Origin of the sequence: Rhodanobacter humi, from assembly GCF_041107455.1 — a bacterium.
In the GTDB taxonomy this organism is placed as follows: Bacteria; Pseudomonadota; Gammaproteobacteria; order Xanthomonadales; family Rhodanobacteraceae; genus Rhodanobacter_A.
Window position 1 is genome coordinate 3217608 of the sequence record NZ_JBGBPY010000001.1, and the last position, 20202, is coordinate 3237809.

General features: G+C 69.5%; 20 protein-coding genes. 15 read left to right on the forward strand and 5 right to left on the reverse strand.

Annotation, left to right across the window (positions count from 1 at the left end; genetic code table 11):
• Window positions 1-82 precede the first annotated feature (82 nt).
• On the forward strand, window positions 83-1096 hold the full coding sequence (locus tag AB7878_RS14350) for an aminopeptidase (protein WP_369495008.1): 1014 nt from the start codon (window positions 83-85) through the stop codon (window positions 1094-1096).
• Window positions 1097-1155: 59 nt separating this feature from the next.
• On the opposite strand, the gene AB7878_RS14355 is transcribed toward AB7878_RS14350, so the two are convergent.
• Window positions 1156-1968, reverse strand: coding sequence for a c-type cytochrome (locus AB7878_RS14355; RefSeq protein WP_369495009.1), 813 nt, complete (start codon window positions 1966-1968; stop codon window positions 1156-1158).
• 346 nt (window positions 1969-2314) lie between these two features.
• Here AB7878_RS14355 and pncB point away from each other — a divergent pair, with 346 nt between their 5' ends.
• Window positions 2315-3499, forward strand: coding sequence for a nicotinate phosphoribosyltransferase (gene pncB, locus AB7878_RS14360; protein WP_369495010.1), 1185 nt, complete (start codon window positions 2315-2317; stop codon window positions 3497-3499).
• A 7-nt stretch (window positions 3500-3506) separates the two neighbouring features.
• Here the strand turns inward: pncB and queG are convergent, their stop codons facing one another.
• Window positions 3507-4571: a tRNA epoxyqueuosine(34) reductase QueG gene (queG, locus tag AB7878_RS14365; RefSeq protein WP_369495011.1), complete on the reverse strand. Its 1065-nt coding sequence runs from the start codon at window positions 4569-4571 to the stop codon at window positions 3507-3509.
• Between the two features lie 142 nt (window positions 4572-4713).
• Here queG and AB7878_RS14370 point away from each other — a divergent pair, with 142 nt between their 5' ends.
• From AB7878_RS14370 to AB7878_RS14405, 8 genes are all read left to right on the forward strand, one after another.
• Window positions 4714-5091, forward strand: a complete 378-nt coding sequence (locus tag AB7878_RS14370; RefSeq protein ID WP_369495780.1) for a DUF2946 domain-containing protein — start codon at window positions 4714-4716, stop codon at window positions 5089-5091.
• Between the two features lie 274 nt (window positions 5092-5365).
• Window positions 5366-6370: a transporter gene (locus AB7878_RS14375; protein WP_369495012.1), complete on the forward strand. Its 1005-nt coding sequence runs from the start codon at window positions 5366-5368 to the stop codon at window positions 6368-6370.
• 67 nt (window positions 6371-6437) lie between these two features.
• Window positions 6438-6908, forward strand: a complete 471-nt coding sequence (locus AB7878_RS14380; RefSeq protein ID WP_369495013.1) for a peroxiredoxin family protein — start codon at window positions 6438-6440, stop codon at window positions 6906-6908.
• A 73-nt stretch (window positions 6909-6981) separates the two neighbouring features.
• The gene (locus AB7878_RS14385; protein WP_369495014.1) at window positions 6982-8466 is read left to right on the forward strand and encodes an NAD(P)H-hydrate dehydratase; all 1485 of its coding nucleotides are present in this window, start codon (window positions 6982-6984) and stop codon (window positions 8464-8466) included.
• Window positions 8459-8920 (forward strand): tRNA (adenosine(37)-N6)-threonylcarbamoyltransferase complex ATPase subunit type 1 TsaE, encoded by a 462-nt coding sequence (gene tsaE / locus AB7878_RS14390; RefSeq protein WP_369495015.1) that lies wholly within the window; start codon window positions 8459-8461, stop codon window positions 8918-8920. The genes AB7878_RS14385 and tsaE overlap by 8 nt, the downstream gene beginning before the upstream one ends.
• Window positions 8921-9113: 193 nt before the next feature.
• A complete protein-coding gene (locus tag AB7878_RS14395; protein WP_369495016.1) occupies window positions 9114-10613 on the forward strand; it encodes an N-acetylmuramoyl-L-alanine amidase in 1500 nt (499 codons plus the stop codon).
• Between the two features lie 26 nt (window positions 10614-10639).
• Entirely contained in the window at window positions 10640-12475 is a 1836-nt protein-coding gene (gene mutL, locus AB7878_RS14400; protein WP_369495017.1) for a DNA mismatch repair endonuclease MutL, read from the forward strand.
• 64 nt (window positions 12476-12539) lie between these two features.
• A complete protein-coding gene (locus tag AB7878_RS14405; RefSeq protein WP_369495018.1) occupies window positions 12540-13463 on the forward strand; it encodes a DUF1684 domain-containing protein in 924 nt (307 codons plus the stop codon).
• Window positions 13464-13648: 185 nt separating this feature from the next.
• Here AB7878_RS14405 and AB7878_RS14410 read toward each other — a convergent pair whose 3' ends face one another.
• Complete coding sequence (locus AB7878_RS14410; RefSeq protein WP_369495019.1) at window positions 13649-14431, reverse strand: enoyl-CoA hydratase-related protein; 783 nt, start codon at window positions 14429-14431, stop codon at window positions 13649-13651.
• A 161-nt stretch (window positions 14432-14592) separates the two neighbouring features.
• Between AB7878_RS14410 and bamJ the strand changes: the two genes are divergently transcribed.
• The 5 genes from bamJ (at window position 14593) to AB7878_RS14430 (ending at window position 17841) form a co-directional block, all read left to right on the forward strand.
• Window positions 14593-15333 carry a BamJ family beta-barrel-assembly machinery protein gene (gene bamJ, locus AB7878_RS14415; RefSeq protein ID WP_369495020.1) on the forward strand — a complete coding sequence of 247 codons (741 nt, stop codon included), beginning with the start codon at window positions 14593-14595 and terminating at the stop codon, window positions 15331-15333.
• An 84-nt stretch (window positions 15334-15417) separates the two neighbouring features.
• The gene (locus AB7878_RS18530) at window positions 15418-15609 is read left to right on the forward strand and encodes a DUF1289 domain-containing protein (RefSeq protein WP_439653801.1); all 192 of its coding nucleotides are present in this window, start codon (window positions 15418-15420) and stop codon (window positions 15607-15609) included.
• Window positions 15606-16202, forward strand: a complete 597-nt coding sequence (locus AB7878_RS14420; RefSeq protein ID WP_439653802.1) for a CoA pyrophosphatase — start codon at window positions 15606-15608, stop codon at window positions 16200-16202. Before AB7878_RS18530 ends, AB7878_RS14420 begins: the two co-directional genes overlap by 4 nt.
• Window positions 16199-17044, forward strand: a complete 846-nt coding sequence (locus AB7878_RS14425) for a sulfurtransferase (RefSeq protein ID WP_369495021.1) — start codon at window positions 16199-16201, stop codon at window positions 17042-17044. The genes AB7878_RS14420 and AB7878_RS14425 overlap by 4 nt, the downstream gene beginning before the upstream one ends.
• Window positions 17045-17124: 80 nt before the next feature.
• Entirely contained in the window at window positions 17125-17841 is a 717-nt protein-coding gene (locus AB7878_RS14430; protein ID WP_369495022.1) for an FAD-dependent oxidoreductase, read from the forward strand.
• Window positions 17842-17920: 79 nt separating this feature from the next.
• Here AB7878_RS14430 and AB7878_RS14435 read toward each other — a convergent pair whose 3' ends face one another.
• Both AB7878_RS14435 and AB7878_RS14440 read right to left on the reverse strand, forming a co-directional pair.
• The gene (locus tag AB7878_RS14435) at window positions 17921-18676 is read right to left on the reverse strand and encodes an enoyl-CoA hydratase/isomerase family protein (RefSeq protein WP_369495023.1); all 756 of its coding nucleotides are present in this window, start codon (window positions 18674-18676) and stop codon (window positions 17921-17923) included.
• A 13-nt stretch (window positions 18677-18689) separates the two neighbouring features.
• Window positions 18690-20162 carry a DUF4139 domain-containing protein gene (locus AB7878_RS14440; protein ID WP_369495024.1) on the reverse strand — a complete coding sequence of 491 codons (1473 nt, stop codon included), beginning with the start codon at window positions 20160-20162 and terminating at the stop codon, window positions 18690-18692.
• Window positions 20163-20202 lie beyond the last annotated feature (40 nt).

The window sequence follows — 20202 nt, forward strand, 5'->3', positions numbered from 1 at the left end:
GCCGCTGCGGCATCATGGCGGCATGATCCGGCTGCCGGCGACGCTTCATCGCGACTTGCCCAGGCTCATCGCGTTCGCGGCGATGAGCTGGGTTCTGTGCGCCTGCGGCAGCATCCGCTACTACGCGCAGGCAGCGCACGGGCAGGGCGAACTGGTGTTCAAGCGGCAACCCGTGCGCAAGCTGCTCAAGGACCCGGCCACCGACCCGAAACTCGCCGCGCGGCTGTCGCTGGCGCTGGCCGCGCGCGAGTTCGCCAGCCGCCACCTCGACCTGCCCGACAACCGCAGCTACACCAGCTACGTGGACCTGCACCGGCCTTACGTGGTGTGGAACGTGTTCGCCACGCCGCGCTACTCGGTGGAGGCGATCCGGCACTGCTTCCCGATTGCCGGCTGCGTGGCCTACCGCGGCTGGTTCGGCGAGGCCGCCGCCGAGGCCGATGCGGCTCGCATGCGGCGTCGCGGCGACGACGTGTGGGTGGGTGGCGTGCCGGCGTATTCCACGCTGGGCTGGTTCGCCGATCCCATCCTCAGCAGCATGTTGCGCTGGGACGACGACGAGCTGGCCGGCACGATCTTCCACGAGCTGGCGCACCAGCTGATCTACGCCAAGGGCGACACCGCGTTCAACGAGTCCTTCGCCACGTTCGTGCAGACCGAGGGTTTGCGCGAATGGCGCGCCGCGCGCGAGCTGCCGGCGGACGACGGCCACGCGCAGGCGATGGCCGACGGTTTCACGAAGCTGGTGCTGGACCTGCGCGAGCGTCTGAAGACGCTGTACACCAGCGGCGTGGACGCGGAGGTGATGGCGGCGGGCAAGCAGCGCGAAATCGCCGCGTTCCGTGCGCGTTACACCGCGTGGCGCGATGCACACTGGCCAGGCGATCACCGCTACGACGCCTGGGTGGAGAAGCCCATCAACAACGCGCGCCTGCTGCCGTTCGGCCTGTACGACCAGTGGACGCCGGCGTTCGCCGCCATCTTCCGCGAAAGCGGCGCGCAATGGCCGGCGTTCTACGCACGAGTGCGAGCACTGGCGCGCGAGCCCAAGGCGAGGCGCGATGCCACGTTGCAGGTTTTATCGCCGCCACCGTAGGAGCGGCTTCAGCCGCGACCGGCTGGGGAATCGCGGCTGAAGCCGCTCCTACGCCGTTCCTACGGCGGCGATGTCTTGCGCTTCGCCATGTAGCGCAGGTAGGCCAGCACCGCGTCGAGGTCGGCGTCGGACATTTCCTTCGTCGTGGGGAAGCCCTGCATCTTGGCCTCGGGCCAGCGGTGCAACGTCTGCGGGTTGCGGATGAAGCCGCGCAGCAGGTCGGGGCGCAGGTATTCGGTGGGGTTCCAGGGGAGGTTGAGATCCGGCCCCAGCCGGGCGTCGCCCGCGCCATTCATGGTGTGGCAGGCGAAACAGGTGCGCTTGAACACCGCGTAGCCGCGCAGCACCTGCGCATCGGCGCGGGCCTCCGGCACGATGGCCGGGAAGCGCGCGTCGACGTCCGGGATCGCGCGGATCGTGGCCAATTGGTAGGGCCATTCCTCCGTGCTGACGTGCGCGGCCTGCGGGTCGGTCCACACCAGGTAGAACGGGCCGGCATGCTTGCCGTTGTCGGCGGACGCGGGCCACGGATGCGCGGAATCCTCCACCGCCAGCCAGGCCTCGGCGCCTTGGCGGTTGAGGATCACCGCGGCTGGAATCTCGGCGGCGAAGCCGTCGGTGGCCACGAACTGCAGATGCTGGTCCGGGCGCAGGCCGGGCAGCAGCGCGCGCAGAGGCACGGCGCGGTAATGCATGGGGCGGCGGAACGCCACGTCGTCCGGGATCGTCACCGCGGTGGCATCGGCGCGGGCGAGCAGTTGCGCGGTGGTCCAGACCCTCGCGCCCTGGCCGAGGTCGATGCGCAATTCGGCCGCATGGGCGAGCAGCGGCAGGCACAGGCAGAGCAGGCAGCAGCGCAGCAGGATTTTCATGACGGTCCCCCGGTGACGCGGCATTGTAATCGCGCACTGCCGTCCCCATATGTTGAAAATCCGTGGCGCGTGGCTGGCTGGAAACTGAATCATTTCGTGCGGGTTCCTTGAACTTTCGCCGCAGCGGCTACACTAAGCATCACGTATCGCCGTGAGGCGACAGGAGACGGGGCAGCACATCGCACCGTCGGGGGGTCGGCCCCTCTCTCCCCTCTTGACGCGCCGACCTGACGAATCCCGGTAGCTACTCCCCTGGCTACCGGGATTTTTTATGCCCGCGACTCGCCGTCGGCATGGATAATCGTCCACTTGGCGCCGCGTGCGCCGCTGCCGTGCAGGACGACGGATGATCATCGAATCGCTGCTGGACACCGACCTCTACAAGTTCTCGATGATGCAGGTGGTGCTGCATCACTACCCGGCCGCGCAGGTCGAGTACCGCTTCAAGTGCCGCAATCCCGGCATCGACCTGGCGCCGCACATCGAGGAGATCCGGGCCGAGCTGGAGGCGTTGTGCACGTTGCGCTTCACCGAGGACGAGCTGGACTACGTCCGCCGGATGCGCTTCATCAAGAGCGACTTCGTGGACTTCCTCGGGCTGTTCCAGCTCAACGCGAAGTACGTGACGATCGCGCCGACGGAGGCGGGCAACGGCGAGATCGAGATACTCATCCAGGGGCCGTGGCTGCACACCATCCTGTTCGAGGTGCCGCTGCTCGCGATCGTCAACGAGGTGTATTTCCGCAACACGCGGCCCGATCACGACCTCGCCGAAGGGCGGCGGCGGCTGCAGGCGAAGATCGCGCTGCTGCGCGACACGCCGGACTACGAGCAGTGCCGCATCGCCGACTACGGCACGCGCCGGCGTTTCTCACGCACCTGGCACGAGGAGGTGCTGATCGCACTGCGCGACGGCCTCGGCAAGCAGCTCGCCGGCACCAGCAACGTCTGGTACGCGTGGAAGCTGGGCCTCACCCCGCTGGGCACGCTGGCGCACGAATACCTGCAGGCGCACCAGGCGCTGGGGCCGCGCCTGCGCGACTCGCAGGTGGCGGCGCTGGAGGCCTGGGCCAAGGAGTACCGCGGCGACCTCGGCATCGCGCTCTCCGACGTGTACGGCCTGGAGGCCTTCCTGCGCGACTTCGACATGTACTTCTGCAAGCTGTTCGACGGCGCGCGCCACGATTCCGGCGACCCGTTCGACTGGGGCGAGCGCATGCTGGCGCACTACCGTGCCAACCGCGTCGATCCGCGCAGCAAGGTGCTGGTGTTCAGCGACGGGCTGGATATCCCCAAGGTGATGCAGCTGTACGAACACTTCCGCGGCCGCTGCCTGCTGGCCTTCGGCGTGGGCACCAACCTCAGTAACGACACCGGCCCCGAGCCGCTCAACATCGTGATCAAGATGATCCGCTGCAACGGCCAGCCGGTGGCCAAGCTCAGCGATTCGCCGGGCAAGAACATGTGCGAGGACGCGGCCTATGTGACCTACCTGCGGCAGGTGTTCCAGATCCCCGCCACGCAGGGCTGACGATCGTTCAGCCGGCCTGCCGCGCGAGCGCCCAGGCCACGTGCTCGCGCACCACGGGCGAAGGGTGGTCGGCGCGGGCATGCAGCGCCGCGCATACCGCCGCCGACTTCGGCGCGTTGCCCAGCGCCACCGCGATGTTGCGCAGCCAGCCTTCGTAGCCGGTGCGGCGTATCGCCATGCCTTCGGTGCGCTTGAGGAACTCGTCTTCGCTCCACGCGAACAGTTCCACCAGCTTCGCGCCGTCGAGGCGGTGGCGCGGCGCGAAATCCGGTTCCTCCGCTTCCTGCGCGAACTTGTTCCACGGACAGACCAGCTGGCAGTCGTCGCAGCCGAAGATGCGGTTGCCCATCGGCGCGCGCAGTTCCTCGGGAATCGATCCGCGCAGCTCGATCGTGAGGTAGGAGATGCAGCGGCGGGCATCGAGCTTGTACGGCGCCAGGATCGCCTGGGTGGGGCAGATGTCGATGCAGCGGCGGCAGGAGCCGCAGTGCGCGCTGGCGGATTCGTCCACCGGCAGCGGCAGGTCGGTGTACAGCTCGCCGAGGAAGAAGTACGAGCCGGCGTGGCGGTTGATCAGCACGGTGTGCTTGCCGATCCAGCCCAGTCCGGCGTTGCGCGCCAGCGCCTTTTCCAGCACCGGTGCGGAATCCACGTAGGCGCGGTAGCCGAAATCGCCCACCACGCCGTGGATGCGCTCGGCCAGCTTCTGCAGGCGGTTGCGCATCAGCTTGTGGTAGTCGCGGCCCAGCGCGTAGCGCGATACGTAGCCGGCCTCGCCGTCGCGGATCACCTCCCAGGCGTTGCGTGTGCCGGGCGGCACATAGTCCATGCGCACCGAGATCACCCGTTGCGTGCCCGGTTCCAGTTCGGCCGGGCGCGCGCGCTTGGCGCCATGGCGCGCCATGTAGTCCATCTCGCCGTGGTAGCCAGCCGCGAGGTAGGCTTCCAGGTGCCGTTCGTCCTCGCCCAGCGCCACACCGCTGATGCCGGCATCGGCGAAGCCCAGCTCACGGGCCCACTGCTTGATGTCGCGGGCGAGGGCGGCGTAGTCGATGGTGGTGCTGGCGGACATGCGGGCATTGTAGGCGGCGCGCGCCCGCGTCGCGGATGTGCGCCGCGAGGCATCGCGCCGCCGGGATGCGACGATATTGACCATCGAGGGGTGCGTGGTGCGTGCTACATTGCCGTATCGCACCTTCCCGACGGTCGATTGCGTGTTGCGACACAAGACCAGGCGGCAACCCATCGCGTGGCTGGCATGGCTGGCCATGGCGCTTCTGGTCGTGGCGCCACTGGTATCGCGTGTCCTGCCCGCGCAAGCACCGATGACGCACACCATGGTGGGCGGGGATTGTGCGCATGGCACGGTGCACGCCGGCCATCCCTGCAGGCACGCAGGCACGCAGGATCCGACGGATTGCTGCGGCTACTGCGTGTTGCTCGGACAGCAGTCGCTGCTGGCTGCGAGTCTCCTCCCTCATCTGCTGCCCGCGGCGCCGCGCGAAGCGGTGGCGGTCGCCTACCGGGTTCCATCGCCCGAACACCGGGGTCGCCTCTGGGCTCGCCCGCGCGGGCCTCCATACCGGGCCTGAGCCCCGGCCAACGCCTGCGCCGACCCGGCGCCGGGCCGATGCTTTCATTCCCATCCGCGAGTCGCGCACCGGCCCTCGCATGCCATCGCATGCGGCTGCGGCGTCGGGACACGCGATCACATCCTTGCCAGGCGAACCACGTTGGCGTTCGCCGCTCTTGCCAGATCACGCAGCCATGAAACCCACAGCATCGTCGCTTTCCATGCCGGCACCCCGCCGCTCGCCCCCGCGCATCGCGGCCCGTGGCGGGGCACTCCTGCTGGCAGCGGCCTGCATGCCGCAGCTTGCCCACGCCTGCGCCACGTGCGGATGCACGCTGAGCACGGATGCCGCCACCGGCTATTCGACCGCCAGCGGCTGGCGGATCAATCTCGACTACACGTATATCGACCAGAACCAGCTGCGCCACGGCAGCGGCAAGGCCTCGCCCGGGCAGGTGGTCGACCAGCCGTCCGATCCGCCGCTGGGCGGCGGGGAGATCGAGAAGGGAACCACCAACCGCTACATCAACCTCGGCGCGACCTACCGCTTCAACGCCGATTGGGGTGTGTCGTTCGTGGTGCCGTACGTCATCCGCGACCACGACACCTATGGCACGCAGCTGGCGCCGTACACGCCGGGCGAGACCGCGCCCGACCAGGTCAGCGGCGCCCACGTGGCCGGCCTCGGTGACGTCAAGCTGATCGGCAGCTACCAGGGCTTCCTGCCCACGCACAATTTCGGCGTCCAGTTCGGCATCAAGCTGCCGACGGGGCACTACGGCGGCCAGACCGACGACGGCATGCTCGTCGGTCGGCCCACCACCTTCCATTCGGGGCCGGGCCTTGGCCAGTCGCTGGACAGCAGCCTGCAGGCGGGTACCGGCAGCACCGACCTCATCGTCGGCGCCTACTACTTCCAGCCCGTGAGCCAGGATTTCGACATGTTCGTGAGCGGGCAATTCCAGGCGGCGGTGCGCGAGCGACTGGACCGGCCCGGTGCCGACTTCCGCCCGGGCAACCTGGCTTCCGCCAGCTTCGGCCTGCGCTATGAAGCCCATGCGGACTGGGTGCCGCAGCTGCAAGTCAACGTGTTCCACCGCAGCGCCGACCAGGGGGCCTTCGCCGATAGGCCCGATACGGCCGGCACGGTGGCTTATCTCAGCCCCGGCATCAGCGCCAGCCTGGGCAGGAACCTGCAGGTCTACGCCTTCGTGCAGCTGCCCGTGTACAGCCATCTGCAGGGATACCAGCTGTTTCCGCGCTGGACCGGCACGGTCGGCCTGAGCATGCAGCTGTAGCCGCCTCATGTTTTCCACGTCATTCCTGCGCCGCCTCGCCCTCGCATGCCTGCTGTGCGCCGGCGGCATGTCGCCGGCCGCCTTCGCGAACGGACTCCGTGTGGGCCAGCCTGCGCCGGACATCACGCTGGACACGCTGGACGGCCAGCACGTCTCCCTGCACGCCCTCCGCGGCAAGACGGTCATCCTCACGTTCTGGGCGACCTGGTGCGGCCCTTGCCGCGAAGAGCTGCCGATGTTGTCGCGATACGCGCGGGAGCATGCGCGCGACGGCCTCGTCGTGCTCGGGTTCAGCCTCGATACGCCGGACACGCTGGCACAGGTGCGCCAGGTCGCGGCCACGCTGGATTTTCCGACAGGGCTGCTTGGCGATCCCCATGTCGACGGCTATGGGCGCATCTGGCGGCTGCCCGTGAGTTTCGTGGTGGATCGCCACGGGTTGCTCGTGCACGATGGCTGGAAAGACCGGCAGCCGGCCTTGACGCGCGAACGGCTCGACCAGGTCGTCACGCCGTTGCTGGATGCCCCGCGGCATTGAGCGGTGCGTGGCGGCAAGGTGGCCGCGCCTTCGCGGCCTTCGGAGGGTTGACGCAGCTGCCTATAATCGCCGCATGCCGCCACCCTCCCACCGCCACGAGCTCTACACCGTCGCCCAGGTGCGCGCGCTGGATCGTCGCGCGATCGAGGTGCTGGGCGTGCTCGGGTTCGAATTGATGCGCCGTGCGGCGTGGGCGGCGTTGTCCAGCCTGCGTCGGCACTGGCCGCAGGCGCGGCGCATCGCGGTGCATTGCGGACCGGGCAACAACGGCGGCGACGGTTTCCTGCTGGCGACGCTGGCGCGCGAAGCCGGCTTGCACGTGGACGTGCTGGCGCTGGGCGAGGCGTCTTCCGGCGATGCCGGCGCGGCGCGGCAAGCGTGGAGGGATGCCGGCGGCAGCGTGAGGTTGTGGCAGATCGGCGACGCCCTGCCCGAGGCCGACGTGCATGTCGACGCGCTGTACGGCACCGGCCTGCGCCGGGCGCCGGAGCCGCCGGTGGCGGCGCTGATCGAGGCGATCAACGCCAGCGGCGTGCCGGTGCTGGCGCTGGACGTGCCCTCCGGGCTGGATGCCGACACCGGCCACGTGCCGGGTGCGGCGATCCGTGCCGCTGTCACGGCGAGTTTCATCGCCGCCAAGCGCGGCCTGCACACCGGTCGCGCCGCGGCCTTCGTCGGCGCGCTGGAACTGGACGCGCTGGGCCTGCCCGAGTCGTTGTGGCAGGGCGAGCCGCCGGACGCGCAGTTGTTGACCGCCACACAGCTGCCGCCGCGTGCGCGCGACGCGCACAAGGGCACCAACGGCCATGTGCTGGCGATCGGCGGCGAGCATGGCATGGGCGGCGCGATCCGCCTGTGCGGCGAGGCCGCGTTGCGTGCGGGTGCGGGTCTGGTCAGCGTGGCCACGCGCACCGAACACATCTTCGCCATGAACGCGGCGCGGCCGGAATTGATGGCGCACGGGGTGGACGGCCCGCAGGCGCTGGAGCCGCTGCTGGCGCGCGCCAGCGTGCTCGCACTCGGTCCCGGCCTCGGGCAAAGCGCGTGGAGCCACGCGCTATGGCTCACCGCGCTGGACAGCGGCAAGCCGCTGGTGCTCGATGCCGACGGTTTGAACCTGCTGGCGCGCGAGCCGCGCCGCTTCACGCAGCCGGCCGTGCTGACGCCGCATCCCGGCGAGGCGGCGCGCCTGCTCGGCGGCACCGTGGCCGACGTCGAGGCCGACCGTTGCGCGGCGGCGCGCCTGCTGGCGGGGCGCTACGACGCGGTGGTGGTGCTGAAGGGGAGCGGCAGCCTGATCGCCGATCCGGATGGACGTCTGGACGTCTGTCCGTGGGGCAACCCGGGCATGGCCACGGGCGGCATGGGCGACCTGCTCACCGGCGTCATCGCGGCGCTGCTGGCGCAGGGCTGCGACGCGTGGCAGGCGGCCTACCTCGGCACAGGATTGCACGCACGTGCCGGCGATCGTGCCGCGCGGCAGGGTGAGCGCGGCCTGCTCGCCAGCGATCTGCTGGCGCCGCTGCGCGCACTGGGCAACGGGCTCGACGATGACTGAACACGTTTGGCGACTGGCCGACGAGGCCGCCACCCTCGCGCTGGGCCGCCGCTTCGCCACGGCGCTGGACGGTGGCGGCATGGTGGTCTACCTGCATGGCGAACTGGGCGCGGGCAAGACCACCTTTGCCCGCGCGCTGCTGGGCGCGCTGGACGTGGGCGAGCGCATCAAGAGCCCCACCTACAGCCTGATCGAGGGCTACGAGGCGCAAGGTCGGCCGGCCTGGCACCTGGACCTGTACCGCATCGCCGATCCCGGCGAACTGGAATGGCTGGGCCTGGATGCGCTGGCCGATCCGGCGGCGCTGGTGCTGGTGGAATGGCCCGAGCGCGGTCGCGGTGCCTTGCCCGCACCCGATCTCACCCTGCACCTCGCTTATGCGGACGGTGGCCGGCAGGCGCGGCTGCAGGCGCATACCGCGCGGGGGCGGGATCTGCAGCAGCGCCTGCGCTGAGCCTTCGCTGCAAGTCGCGGTTTCCCTTGGAAAAATGCCGGTGGCCTGGCGAAGGCCCGATGCTCTCGTGTGTGCGCAGCAACCGCCACTTGCGATCCATAGCTAGATGCAGGCTGACGAATGATCTGCAGGTTATGGATATTCAAGGGAAAACTTCTTGCAATCCGCGGATGCCTGCGATTCAATGCGCCTCATGCGGGGATACCTGAACAGCTTGGGTGTGGTGCTTGTCGTCGCGCTGGCGTCTGCGCTGGCGCCAAGCGGCGTGCACGCGGCCGACGTGACGGCGGCGCGCGTCTGGGCCGATGCCAGCCATACCCGGCTGGTGTTCGACCTTGACGGCAAGCCGGATTACCGCGTCGATCGCCAGAACGACCAGGTGGTGGTGGACTTCGCGCGCGGCAAGCTCGCGCCGGGCTACACCGATCCCGCCGCGCAAGGCCTGTATCGCGGCATGAGCCAGGGCCAGCAGGGCGAGCGCCTGCAGCTCACCGCGAAGATGACCGTCGGCAGCCAGGTGCGCAGCTTCGTGCTCCCGCCGAGCCAGGGCGACCACTACCGGCTGGTGCTGGACCTGCTGCCGGGCAACGGCGCGGACAAGGCCGTTGCGGCGCCGATCGCCGTCGCGAAGCCGGCAAGCGCGATTGTCGCCGCGCCGCCGCCCGCCGTCGCGACGGTGAGCGGGCGCCACGGCGGCAAGACCGTGGGCATGAGCCGCCAGATCACCCAGCAGGCCGCCGCGCTGCTGGACGGTCAGCGCAAGGTGGTGGTGTGCATCGATGCCGGCCACGGCGGCAAGGATCCCGGCTCGCACGGCCCGGACGGCACGCTGGAGAAGAACGTCACCCTCGCGGTGGCGCGCGACCTCGCCGCGCAGATCAACAGGCAGCCGGGCATGCAGGCCATCCTCACCCGCGACGGCGACTACTTCATCCCGCTGGCGCGCCGCTACCAGATCGCGCGCGAGCACGACGCCGACCTGTTCGTCTCCATCCACGCCGACGCCTTCACCAGCGGCGACGCGCGCGGCTCCTCGGTGTGGGTGCTGTCCTCGCGCGGCAAGAGCTCGGTGGCGGCGCGCATGCTGGCCGACCGCGAAAACAGTTCCGACCTGATCGGCGGCGTGTCGCTGGACGACAAGAGCGATGGCCTCGCCAAGGTGCTGCTGGACATGCAGCAGGGCTGGGCCGTGCAAGCCAGCGACACCGTGGCCGGCAACGTGCTGAAGGCGCTGGGTCAGCTCGGTCCCACCCACCGCGGCTACGTGGAGCGCGCGAACTTCGTGGTGCTGCGTTCGCCCGACGTGCCCTCGATCCTGGTCGAGACCGCCTTCATCAGCAATCCGTCCGAAGAGCGCAAGCTGCGTGACCCCGGCCACCAGAAGGCGCTGGCCGAAGCAGTGATGAGCGGCGTCAAGAGCTACTTCGAATCCACGCCGCCGCCGGGCACCTGGTTCGCGGCGCAGGCCGCGCGCCGCAACGGCACCGAGCTGGCCTCGACCAAGTCGCCGACCGACGACGATTCGGCGACGGCCGACGCCAACGTGCGCGATCTGCACCGCGTCGGCGAGGGCGAGAGCCTGCGCAGCATCGCGCGCCAGTACGGCATCAGCATCGGTGCGCTGAAGAGCGCCAACCACATCGACGGCAACGTGGTGCGCACCGGCACCGTGCTTGCCATTCCGGCCGGCTGATCCCGCGCGAATGCTAAAGTGCGCGGATGCCCGTCATCCGCCCGCTGCCCCCCGAGCTCATCAACCAGATCGCCGCCGGCGAGGTGATCGAGCGCCCTTCGTCCGTGGTCAAGGAACTGGTCGAGAACAGCCTCGACGCCGGTGCCTCGCGCATCGAGGTGGACATCGAGGCGGGCGGTGCGCGGCTGATCCGCGTGCGCGACGACGGCGGCGGCATCGCGCCCGACGAGTTGCCGCTGGCGGTGGCCTCGCACGCCACCAGCAAGATCGGCAGCTTCGACGACCTCGAACACGTTGCCAGCATGGGCTTCCGCGGCGAGGCGCTGGCCTCGGTGTCCTCGGTGGCGCGCTTCGCGCTCACCTCGCGCCAGCGCGATGCCGAGGCCGCATTCCGCATCGAGGTGGACGGCGGCAAGCTGCAGGCCGCGCGCCCCGCGCAGCATCCGCCGGGCACCAGCGTGGAAGTGCGCGACCTGTTCTACAACGTGCCCGCGCGCAAGAAGTTCATGCGTGCCGAACGCACCGAGTTCGCGCACATCGACGACTTGTTGAAATCGCTGGCGCTGGCGCGCGGCTCGGTGGAATTCCGCCTCAGCCACAACGGCAAGCCGGTGCGCATCTGGAAGGCCGCGCGCGACGCGCAGGCACAATTGCAGCGCGTGGCCGAGGTGCTCGGCGAGGATTTCCCCGCGCAGAGCCTGCGCGTGGATCATGCCGCCGCGGGCATGCGGCTGTCCGGCTGGGTGGGCTTGCCCACCGCCTCGCGCAGCCAGGCCGACCAGCAATATTTCTACGTCAACGGTCGGCTGGTGCGCGATCGCGTAGTGGCGCATGCGGTGCGCCAGGCCTATGCCGACGTGCTGTTCCACGGTCGCCATCCCGTCTTCGCGCTGTACCTCGAACTCGACCCGGCCGGCGTGGACGTCAACGTGCACCCGGCCAAGCACGAGGTGCGCTTTCGCGAGCAGCGGCTGGTGCACGACTTCCTGTTCCGCACCTTGCACGAGGCGCTGGCGCAGACCCGCGCGGGGCAGGTGGAGTCGCATGCGCAAGCCGATGGCGGCCGCCTGCACATGGGCACCGCGGGCGTCGCGCATGCATCCGCACCGGGCCTGCCGGCGGTCGCGCGCACCGCCGCGTGGCCCGCCCGTGCCGACCAGAGCCGGCTCGCGCTGGGTGTGCGCGACGAGCCGCTGGCGGACTACGCCGCGCTGCTGGGCGAAGCACCGCGCATGGCCGCCGTCGCCGCGCCGATGCCGGCCGCCGAAGAAGGCGAGGCGCCGCCGCTGGGTTATGCGATCGCCCAGCTCAAGAGCATCTACATCCTCGCCGAGAATGCGCAGGGCCTGGTGCTCGTGGACATGCACGCCGCGCACGAGCGCATTACCTACGAGAAGCTGAAATCCGGACGCACCTTGAGCAACCTGCGCTCGCAGCTGCTGCTGGTGCCGCTGAACCTCGCGGTGAGCGCGAAGGAAGCCGCCGCCGCCGAGGAACACGCCGAGGCGCTGGCCGACTGGGGCCTGGAGCTGTCGCGCAGCGGCCCGTCCGGCGTGGTGGTGCGGCGCATTCCCGCCCTGCTCGAAGGCGCCGACGTGGCCCAGCTCACCCGCGACGTGCTGGCGGAACTCGCCCAGCACGGCAGCTCGCGCCGGTTGCAGGAGCTGGAGAACGAGCTGCTCTCCACCATGGCCTGCCATGGCTCGGTGCGCGCGGGACGCCGTCTGACGATCCCCGAGATGAACGCGCTGTTGCGCGAGATGGAAGCCACCGAGCGTTCCGGCCAGTGCAATCATGGGCGGCCCACGTGGACGCAGTTGTCCTTGTCCGAACTGGACAAGCTGTTCATGCGTGGCCGTTGAGGCGCTTGCCCACCCCGCATTTGGCCGTCCATACTCGAACCTTCCATCGCCGCGGATCGTCCCCATGTCGCGAGTCGCCGCTTTCCTGTTCGCCCTGATTACCGGAGTCGCCGCCGTGTCCGCCGCCGAAGCCCCATCGACCTACACCCACGAGATCGAGCAATGGCGCGCTGCCCGCGTGGCAAAGCTCACCGCGCCGGATGGCTGGCTCAGCCTGATCGGGCTGGAGTGGCTGCACGAAGGCGCCAACCGGGTGGGCAGCGCGGCGGACAACGACATCGTGCTGAAGGCCGGTCCCGCGCACCTGGGCACGGTGACGCTGGCGTCGGATGGCGCGCTGCGCATCGCGCTGGCCAAGGACAGCGGCGCCACCGTCGACGGCAAGCCCGTCGCCGAGGCCGCGCTGGTCGACGACATGCATGCCGGTGCCGACGCGCAGCCAACCACCGTGCGTTTCGGCCACGCGAACTTCTACGTGATCGACCGCGATCACCGCAAGGCGCTGCGCGTGAAGGATGCCGATGCCGAGGCACGCCGCGATTTCACCGGCATCGACTACTTCGCCATCGATCCATCCTGGCGCATCGAGGCCGACTGGGTGCCGTTCGTGCCCGCGCATGACCTCGAAATAGGCACGGCCATCGGCACCATCGACAAGGTGAGCGTGCCCGGCAAGGCGGTGTTCCAGCGCGACGGCCACACGTTCGAGCTGCTGCCCTACCAGGAGGAGCCGGGCGGCGAACTGTTCTTCGTGCTGGCCGACCAGACCTCGGGCAAGCAGACCTACGGCGCCGCGCGTTTCCTCTATGCGGCGCTGCCAGCCGGCGGCCTGGCCAAGCCGGGCAAGCTGGTGTTGGATTTCAACCAGGCCTACAACCCGCCCTGCGCCTTCACGCCGTTCGCCACCTGCCCGCTGGCGCCGCCGGAAAACCGGCTGGATATCGCGGTGACCGCGGGCGAGAAGAAGTACGCCGGCGGTCACCACTGAGGGGTGCGGCGTTCCCGCAAGCTCGTCATTCCGGCGCAGGCCGGAATCCAGTGAAGTGCTCGTGCGAAGCACACGACACGGAGCATGCTTCGCGTGCTTTGCACGGCTTGCTTTGACTGGATGACCAGCCTGCAGCTGTTGAAAAGCGCCTCCGGCTTTCGCCGGAATGACGGTGAGGCGAGGTTTCAACTTCCCTTGAACTGCGCCTTGCGCTTTTCGAGAAACGCGCCGGTGCCTTCGCGCATGTCTTCGGTGGAGAACATCAGCGCAAAGCCTTGCGTCTCGAATTCCAGCCCTTGGTCGAGCGCAGTCTCGCCACCTTGCAGCACCGCATCGAGGATGCCGGCGGCGGCCAGTGGCGCGGCGGCGGCGAGCTGGTCGGCCAGCGCGTTGACCGTTTCGTCCAGCGCCTCGGGCGCCACCACGCGGTTGACCACACCGAGTTCATACGCGCGCTGCGCGTTGATGGTCGCGCCGGTGAGGCACAGTTCCAGCGCCGCGCTGCGGCCGGCGAGGCGCAGCAGGCGCTGGGTGCCGCCGAAGCCGGGGATCAGGCCGAGGTTGATCTCGGGCTGGCCGAACTTCGCCTTCTCGCTGGCCACGCGCAGGTGGCAGGCCATCGCCAGTTCCATGCCGCCGCCCAGCGCGAAGCCCGGGATGCGCGCGATCACCGGCTTGCCCAGCCGTTCGATGCTCGTCATCAGGCGCTGGCCGGCGCGCGAGAAGCCCTGCGCCTGCACCGGCGTGTAGCCGTTCATCTCGGCGATGTCGGCGCCGGCCACGAAGGCCTTCTCGCCCGCGCCGGTGAGCACCACCACGCGCACCGCGTCGTCCTGCGCGGCCTGAGCGAACGCGATGGTGAGTTCGTTGAGCGTGTCGCGGTTCAGCGCGTTGAGCTTGTCGGGACGGTTCACCGTGATGGTGCGCACCGCGCCGCGGTTGCCGATCTCGAGGTTGCGATAGGCCATGCTGGAAACTCCGACTGTCTCGAAACGCGCATGGTAGCAGCGGGAACCTTTGCCGCCCCCGGGTTTCTCATGCCACGGACGCTGCACGCGGTACGCGAAACGCTTACGATGGGGCGTCCCGGAGCGGCCGCGGCGTGCGGCGAGGCGAGATGGAGAACGGCATGACACGACTGCGTTGGCTGCTGCCCTGCGTGTTGCTGGTCGGCGCGGCCCATGCGCAGACCCGTCCGCCGCCGGCTCCGGTGAAGCTGGACAAGGCCAAGCTCTCCTACGCGATCGGCTACCAGATCGGCAGCCAGTTCGTCGACGGCCGCAACCAGGCCGGCATTCCGGAGATCGACATCGCCACCCTGCAGAAGGCGATCCAGGATGCCTACAACAAGCGCCCGCCGACGGTGTCGATGCAGGCGATGCACCAGCAGTTGAGCGCGTTCAACCAGCAACTGCGCACCGACGCGCAAGCCGAGTTCGAGCAGCTCGCGGAAGCGAACGCGAGCAAGAGCGCCGCGTTCATGGCGCGCAACGCCAAGCAGCCCGGCGTGACCCAGTTGCCTTCCGGCATCCAGTATTCGGTGATGAAGAAGGGCGATGGCGCGGTCCATCCCACGGTCACCAGCACGGTGGTGGTGAACTACCGCGGCATGCTGGTGGACGGCACCGAGTTCGACAGCACCTGGGCGCACGGCGCGCCGGTGAGCTTCGCCGTGGACCGGGTGATCCCGGGCTGGCGCGACGTGATCCCGCGCATGCGCGTGGGCGATCGCTGGAAGGTGGTGATCCCGCCGCAACTGGCCTACGGCAAGGAAGGCGCGCTGCCGCGCATCGGTCCCAACGAGGCGCTGGTGTTCGAGATCGAACTGCTGGCGATCAAGCCGCCGGCGCCGGAGCAGGATTCGCGCTGAGCACGCGCGACCCAGCCGCCAAGAGTCGGTTCAATATCCCCGCAGACCATGCGGGGATATCGAACAGACTCTAGAATGACGGGGATGTCGAACGAACCTCCCTCCGCACCGTCATCCCCGGCCACGCCGTGCATCGGCATCTGCCGGCTGGACTCCAGGGGCTACTGCATCGGCTGCCGCCGCACGATCGAGGAGATCGGTCGCTGGCGCGGCATGAGCGAGGCCGAGCGCTTGCACGTGATGCGCGACGTGCTGCCCGCGCGCAGCCGCCCATGAACGAGGGCATCCTGCTGCCGGCCTTGCGGCCGCTGTCCGCGCCACCCATCGCGCCAGGCTGGAACCACGCCGACATCACCGAACTGCTGGGCAACACGCAGCGTCGCCCGGCGGCGGTGCTGCTGGGGCTGCGCGAGGGCGTGCAGCCGCGGCTGGTGTTCACCGTGCGCACCGACCACTTGCAGTCGCATGCGGGGCAGGTGGCGTTCCCCGGCGGAAGCATGGACCCCGGCGACATCGACGCGCTGGCCACCGCGCTGCGCGAGAGCGAAGAGGAGATCGGCCTCGACCGCACGCTGGTGACGCCGCTGGGCTACCTCGACAACTTCGAGACGATCAGCGGCTACCGCATCACCCCGGTGGTGGCGCGCATCGCCGCGAACGCGCAGCTGCGCGCCGCACCCGCGGAAGTGGCCGAGGTGTTCGAGGTGCCGCTGGCGTTCTTCCTTGAACCAGCCAACCTGCGTCGTTATGTCATGGAATACCGCGGCCACCGGCGCGACATGGTGGAGTTCGTGCACGGCGGGCACCGCATCTGGGGCGCCACCGCGGCGATCCTGCTGAACCTGCTGAAGAGGATGGGACGCGCATGAAGAGCACGCTGATCTCCGCAGCCGAGCTGGCGGCGCTGCCGCCCGGTGAAGTGCTGGTCGTCGACTGCCGCAAGGACCTCGCCGATCCGGCGAAGGGCCGGCGCGATTATCTCGCCGGTCATATTCCGGGAGCGGTCTACGCCGAACTCGACACGGACCTCTCCGACCTCTCGCTGCAATCGCAGGGCCTGGGCCGGCATCCGCTGCCATCGGCGACGGCGTTCGCCGCCGTGCTGGGTCGCTGGGGCTGGCGCCCGGGACTGCAGGTGGTGGCGTATGACGCCGCCAGTGGCGCGCTGGCCGCCGCGCGGCTGTGGTGGCTGCTGCGCCTCGCCGACGAACGTGCGGTGGCTGTGCTCGATGGCGGCTGGGCCGCGTGGCAGGCTGTGGGCCTGCCCGTGGAAACCATCGCGCCGCAGCGCGTGCCGACTATGGCGACGGTGCAGTTCGACCCTGCCCAGGTCGTGCTCGATCACACCGCACTGCATGCCGCGCCGGCGCCGCTGCTGCTCGACGCCCGCGCCGCGCCACGCTACCGCGGCGATACCGAGCCGCTCGATCCCGTCGCCGGCCACGTGCCCGGCGCGCGCAACCGCCCGTTCGCCGACAACCTCGCCGCCGATGGCCGCTTCAAGAGCGCGGCGGAATTGAAAAGCGAATTCCTCGCCGTGCTCGGCGCGCGCGCGCCGGCCGACGTCGTGCACATGTGCGGCTCCGGCGTCACGGCCTGCCACAACCTGCTGGCGATGGAGCACGCCGGCCTCGCCGGCTCGCGCCTGTATGCACCGTCATGGAGCGGCTGGGTCAGCGACCGCTCGCGGCCCGTGGCCGCAGGAGCGTAACCAGTCACAACGACCATCCGCCTTCCCTTGATCGGGGACGAATGCGCCTGGCGTCATCGTTCAACCCAAGGGAGGCAGTCATGGCAATTTACGACGTCGAATATCTCGGCAAGCGCGACGTGGCCGAGGGCACCACGGAGTTCCGTTTCAGCAAGCCCGTCGGCCACAGCTATCGCGCCGGACAGTTCCTTGACATTCTGCTCAAGGCCACGCCGGGCGCGGACAAGATGAGCCACGTGCACGGCTTCTCTTTCGTCTCCTCGCCGTTCGAGGATCACCTCGCCGTGGCCACGCGCATGCGCGACACGCCGTTCAAGAACGCGATGCGCGACTTGCCCGACCACACGCCGGTGCAGATCGACGCCAACTTCGGCGACTTCGTGCTGCACAAGAACGAAGCCATGCCTGCGGTGTACCTCGCCGGCGGCATCGGCGTCACCCCCGCACGCAGCGCCATCGCGCAGGCCACGCACGATCACAGTGCGCACGACATCACGCTGTTCTACGTCAACCGTGATTCCTCGCGCGCGGCCTATGCCGAGGATTTCAAGGCATTCGCCAAGACCAATCCGCACTTCCACTACGTGCCGGTCTACAGCCGCGGCGCGGGCAGCGAGGTCGGCGCCGAAAGCGGGCACTTGAGCGCGGAAATCATCCGCCGCCACGTCGCCGACATCGCCAGGCCCAAGTGGTACGTCAGCGGCCCCGAAGCCTTCGTGCGCGCCACCCGCGCCCTGCTGATCGAACTCGGCGCCGACGAGGACAACCTGCGCACCGAGGAATTCGAGGGTTATTGAGCGAGCGGCGTATGCCCCTCCAGCGTGCGCGGGAGGGTTGGAGGAGCGGGCAAGCTGCAGCAGGCCGCATTCCGGGTAGTCAGCCCTTGCTCTTGAGCCGCGCCACCAGCGCCTGCAAGGTGGCCTGCGCCTGCGGATGGAGGAACGCCTCGGTGATATCGTCGAGCGGCAGCGCGTCCACGTTGGCCCAGGCGGCGATCAGGTCGGCACGGGCCAGTGCGCGCGTGGTCAGCATCGCGTACGACGGTCGCGCCAGCAGCTCGCCGAGCCAGTGCAGGGCGCGGGTGGTCACCTGTTCGATGCCGGTGGTTTCGTCGACGAAGCCGCAAGCCAGCGCCTGTTCCGCGTCGATCATCGCGCCGGCCACCAGCAGACGCTCGGCGCGGTAGGCGCCCACCACGCGGCGCAGTGCGAGCTGGATGCAGTCCGGCACGATCAAGCCCACCTGCACCTCGTTGAGGCCGATCTTGTACGGCCCCTGCGCCATCACGCGGTAGTCGCAGAACAACGCGAGCACCGCGCCGCCGGCCGGGCTGTGGCCGGTGATCGCGGCGACCAGCGGTACCGGCGCACACGCCAACGTCGAGCACAGCGCGAAGAACTCGCGCCAGAATTCGCGCACCCCGGCGCGATCGCGCAGCAGCAGCGCCGGCACGTCGACGCCGGCGGAGAACATGCCCGGTACGCCGGACAACACGATGCCGCGTGCGCCGTCGCGCACGGCATCGCCCACGCTTTCGCGCAGGCTGCGCAGCAGTTCGAGGTTGAGCGCGTTGACCGGCGGCCGCGCCAGCTGGATCTCGGCGATGGCGTCGTGCTTGATGAGGTTGAGCATGGCGGGCCTCGGGTTACGGTTGCGGTTTGTCGGTGGCGGTCCAGCTGTAGTGCACGGCGTAGTCCAGCACGGCCTTGCCGTTGGCGGGCACGTTGACGCGGAACTCCAGCGTGTCGGTGGTCTGCCGGCTGGGCTTCTGGCTGGACGAGGCCAGCTTCCATTCGCGCCAGCGGTTGGGATGCTCGCGCACGGTGACGGTGCGCGCGCTGTCGCCGGCGTTCGTGAGCGTGATGCGGAAGGCTTCGTCCAGCGTGCGACCAGCCTGGTCCACGTGGAAGGCGGTGCGCTCGCGCTGGGCGCGCAGGTCGAAGGCCTGGCCCAGGGCGATGGTGGCGTCGCCGCCCTTGGGCGTGTCCCCGATGCGGCCTTCGCCGATGAATTGCGGCGTGCCGTGGCTGTCCTGCGCGAGCACGCGCAGGTAGCCGGCGGGAAGGCTGTCGAAGGCGGTGAGTTTCAACGTGCTGACGATAGTGCCGTTGCTGCCGCCGCCGTTGAAGTCGCGGCCCAGCATCGGCTGCGGCGGCTGCCAGGTGCCGCCGTTCTCGACCAGGTTGGTGCGCTCGCAGCCCAGCGTGCGCGTGGCATACAGCGGCACCTGGCTGACGCTGCCGTCGGGAAGGTTCACCGCCGCGGGCAGGGTGTAGCTGCGGTAGTTGTCCATCTGCGCCTGCTCGGGCATGGGCGCGGCGGCTGCAAAGGCCTTGGCCTGCATCATCATCGGACGTGGCGCCGATGCCTTGGCGAAGTTCGGTTCGCCCGCGATCAGGGTGAGTTTCGCGTCGTGCCAGTCGCGGCCGCTGCGGTTGGCGATGCTGGCGCGTGATTCGAACTGCATGCGGCAGTCGTCGCCGGGCTGCAGCGTGGCGACGTAGGCGGCGCGCCAGCCGAGGCCGCTGGTGGGGTAGCTGAGCACGGCCGCGGTGTTGCCGCCGCGCGTGGCGTCGATGCGCAGGCGCAGGCTGGAGCCGGTGGGGAAATCGCCGCTGCCGACGCGCACGCCGGCGTACTGGCGGATCCAGCTGGTGCCGGTGGTGTCGCTGACCATCAGGCCGTCGTTGCCCGCGCGCCGCAGCGTGCCGCTGGCGATGGCCTGGCCGTTGTCGCCCAGCACGGTGACTTCGCGGCCGAGCAGGCCGGTCAGTGCGGCGCTGCCGCCCTGGCCCAGAAGCAGGCGCTGCGAGACCACCTTGGCGCCGCCATCGGGAAAGCCCAGCGCCAGCGCCTCGGCATCGAGATGGTCGGGCAGGTCGCCCAGGGTGATGTCCTGCAGGCCGGGCTTGAGCGCGAGCGCGCGCAGTTCGCGCACCACCGCGTAACCGTCGTCGACGTTGTTGTCGCCGCTGCTGGCGTACAGCGCGGCGCTGTCGCTGCGGTACAGCGTGATGTCGGCGCCGTTCGCCGTGGGCGTCGCCGCGTGGACCGGCGCGGCGAAAGCCAGGCCGGCGACGCAGGCGAGCGCGATGGCGGAGAGGGCGGGCTGGTTCATGGAGATGCTCCTTGCATGGCTTGGACTCTTTGTAGGAGCG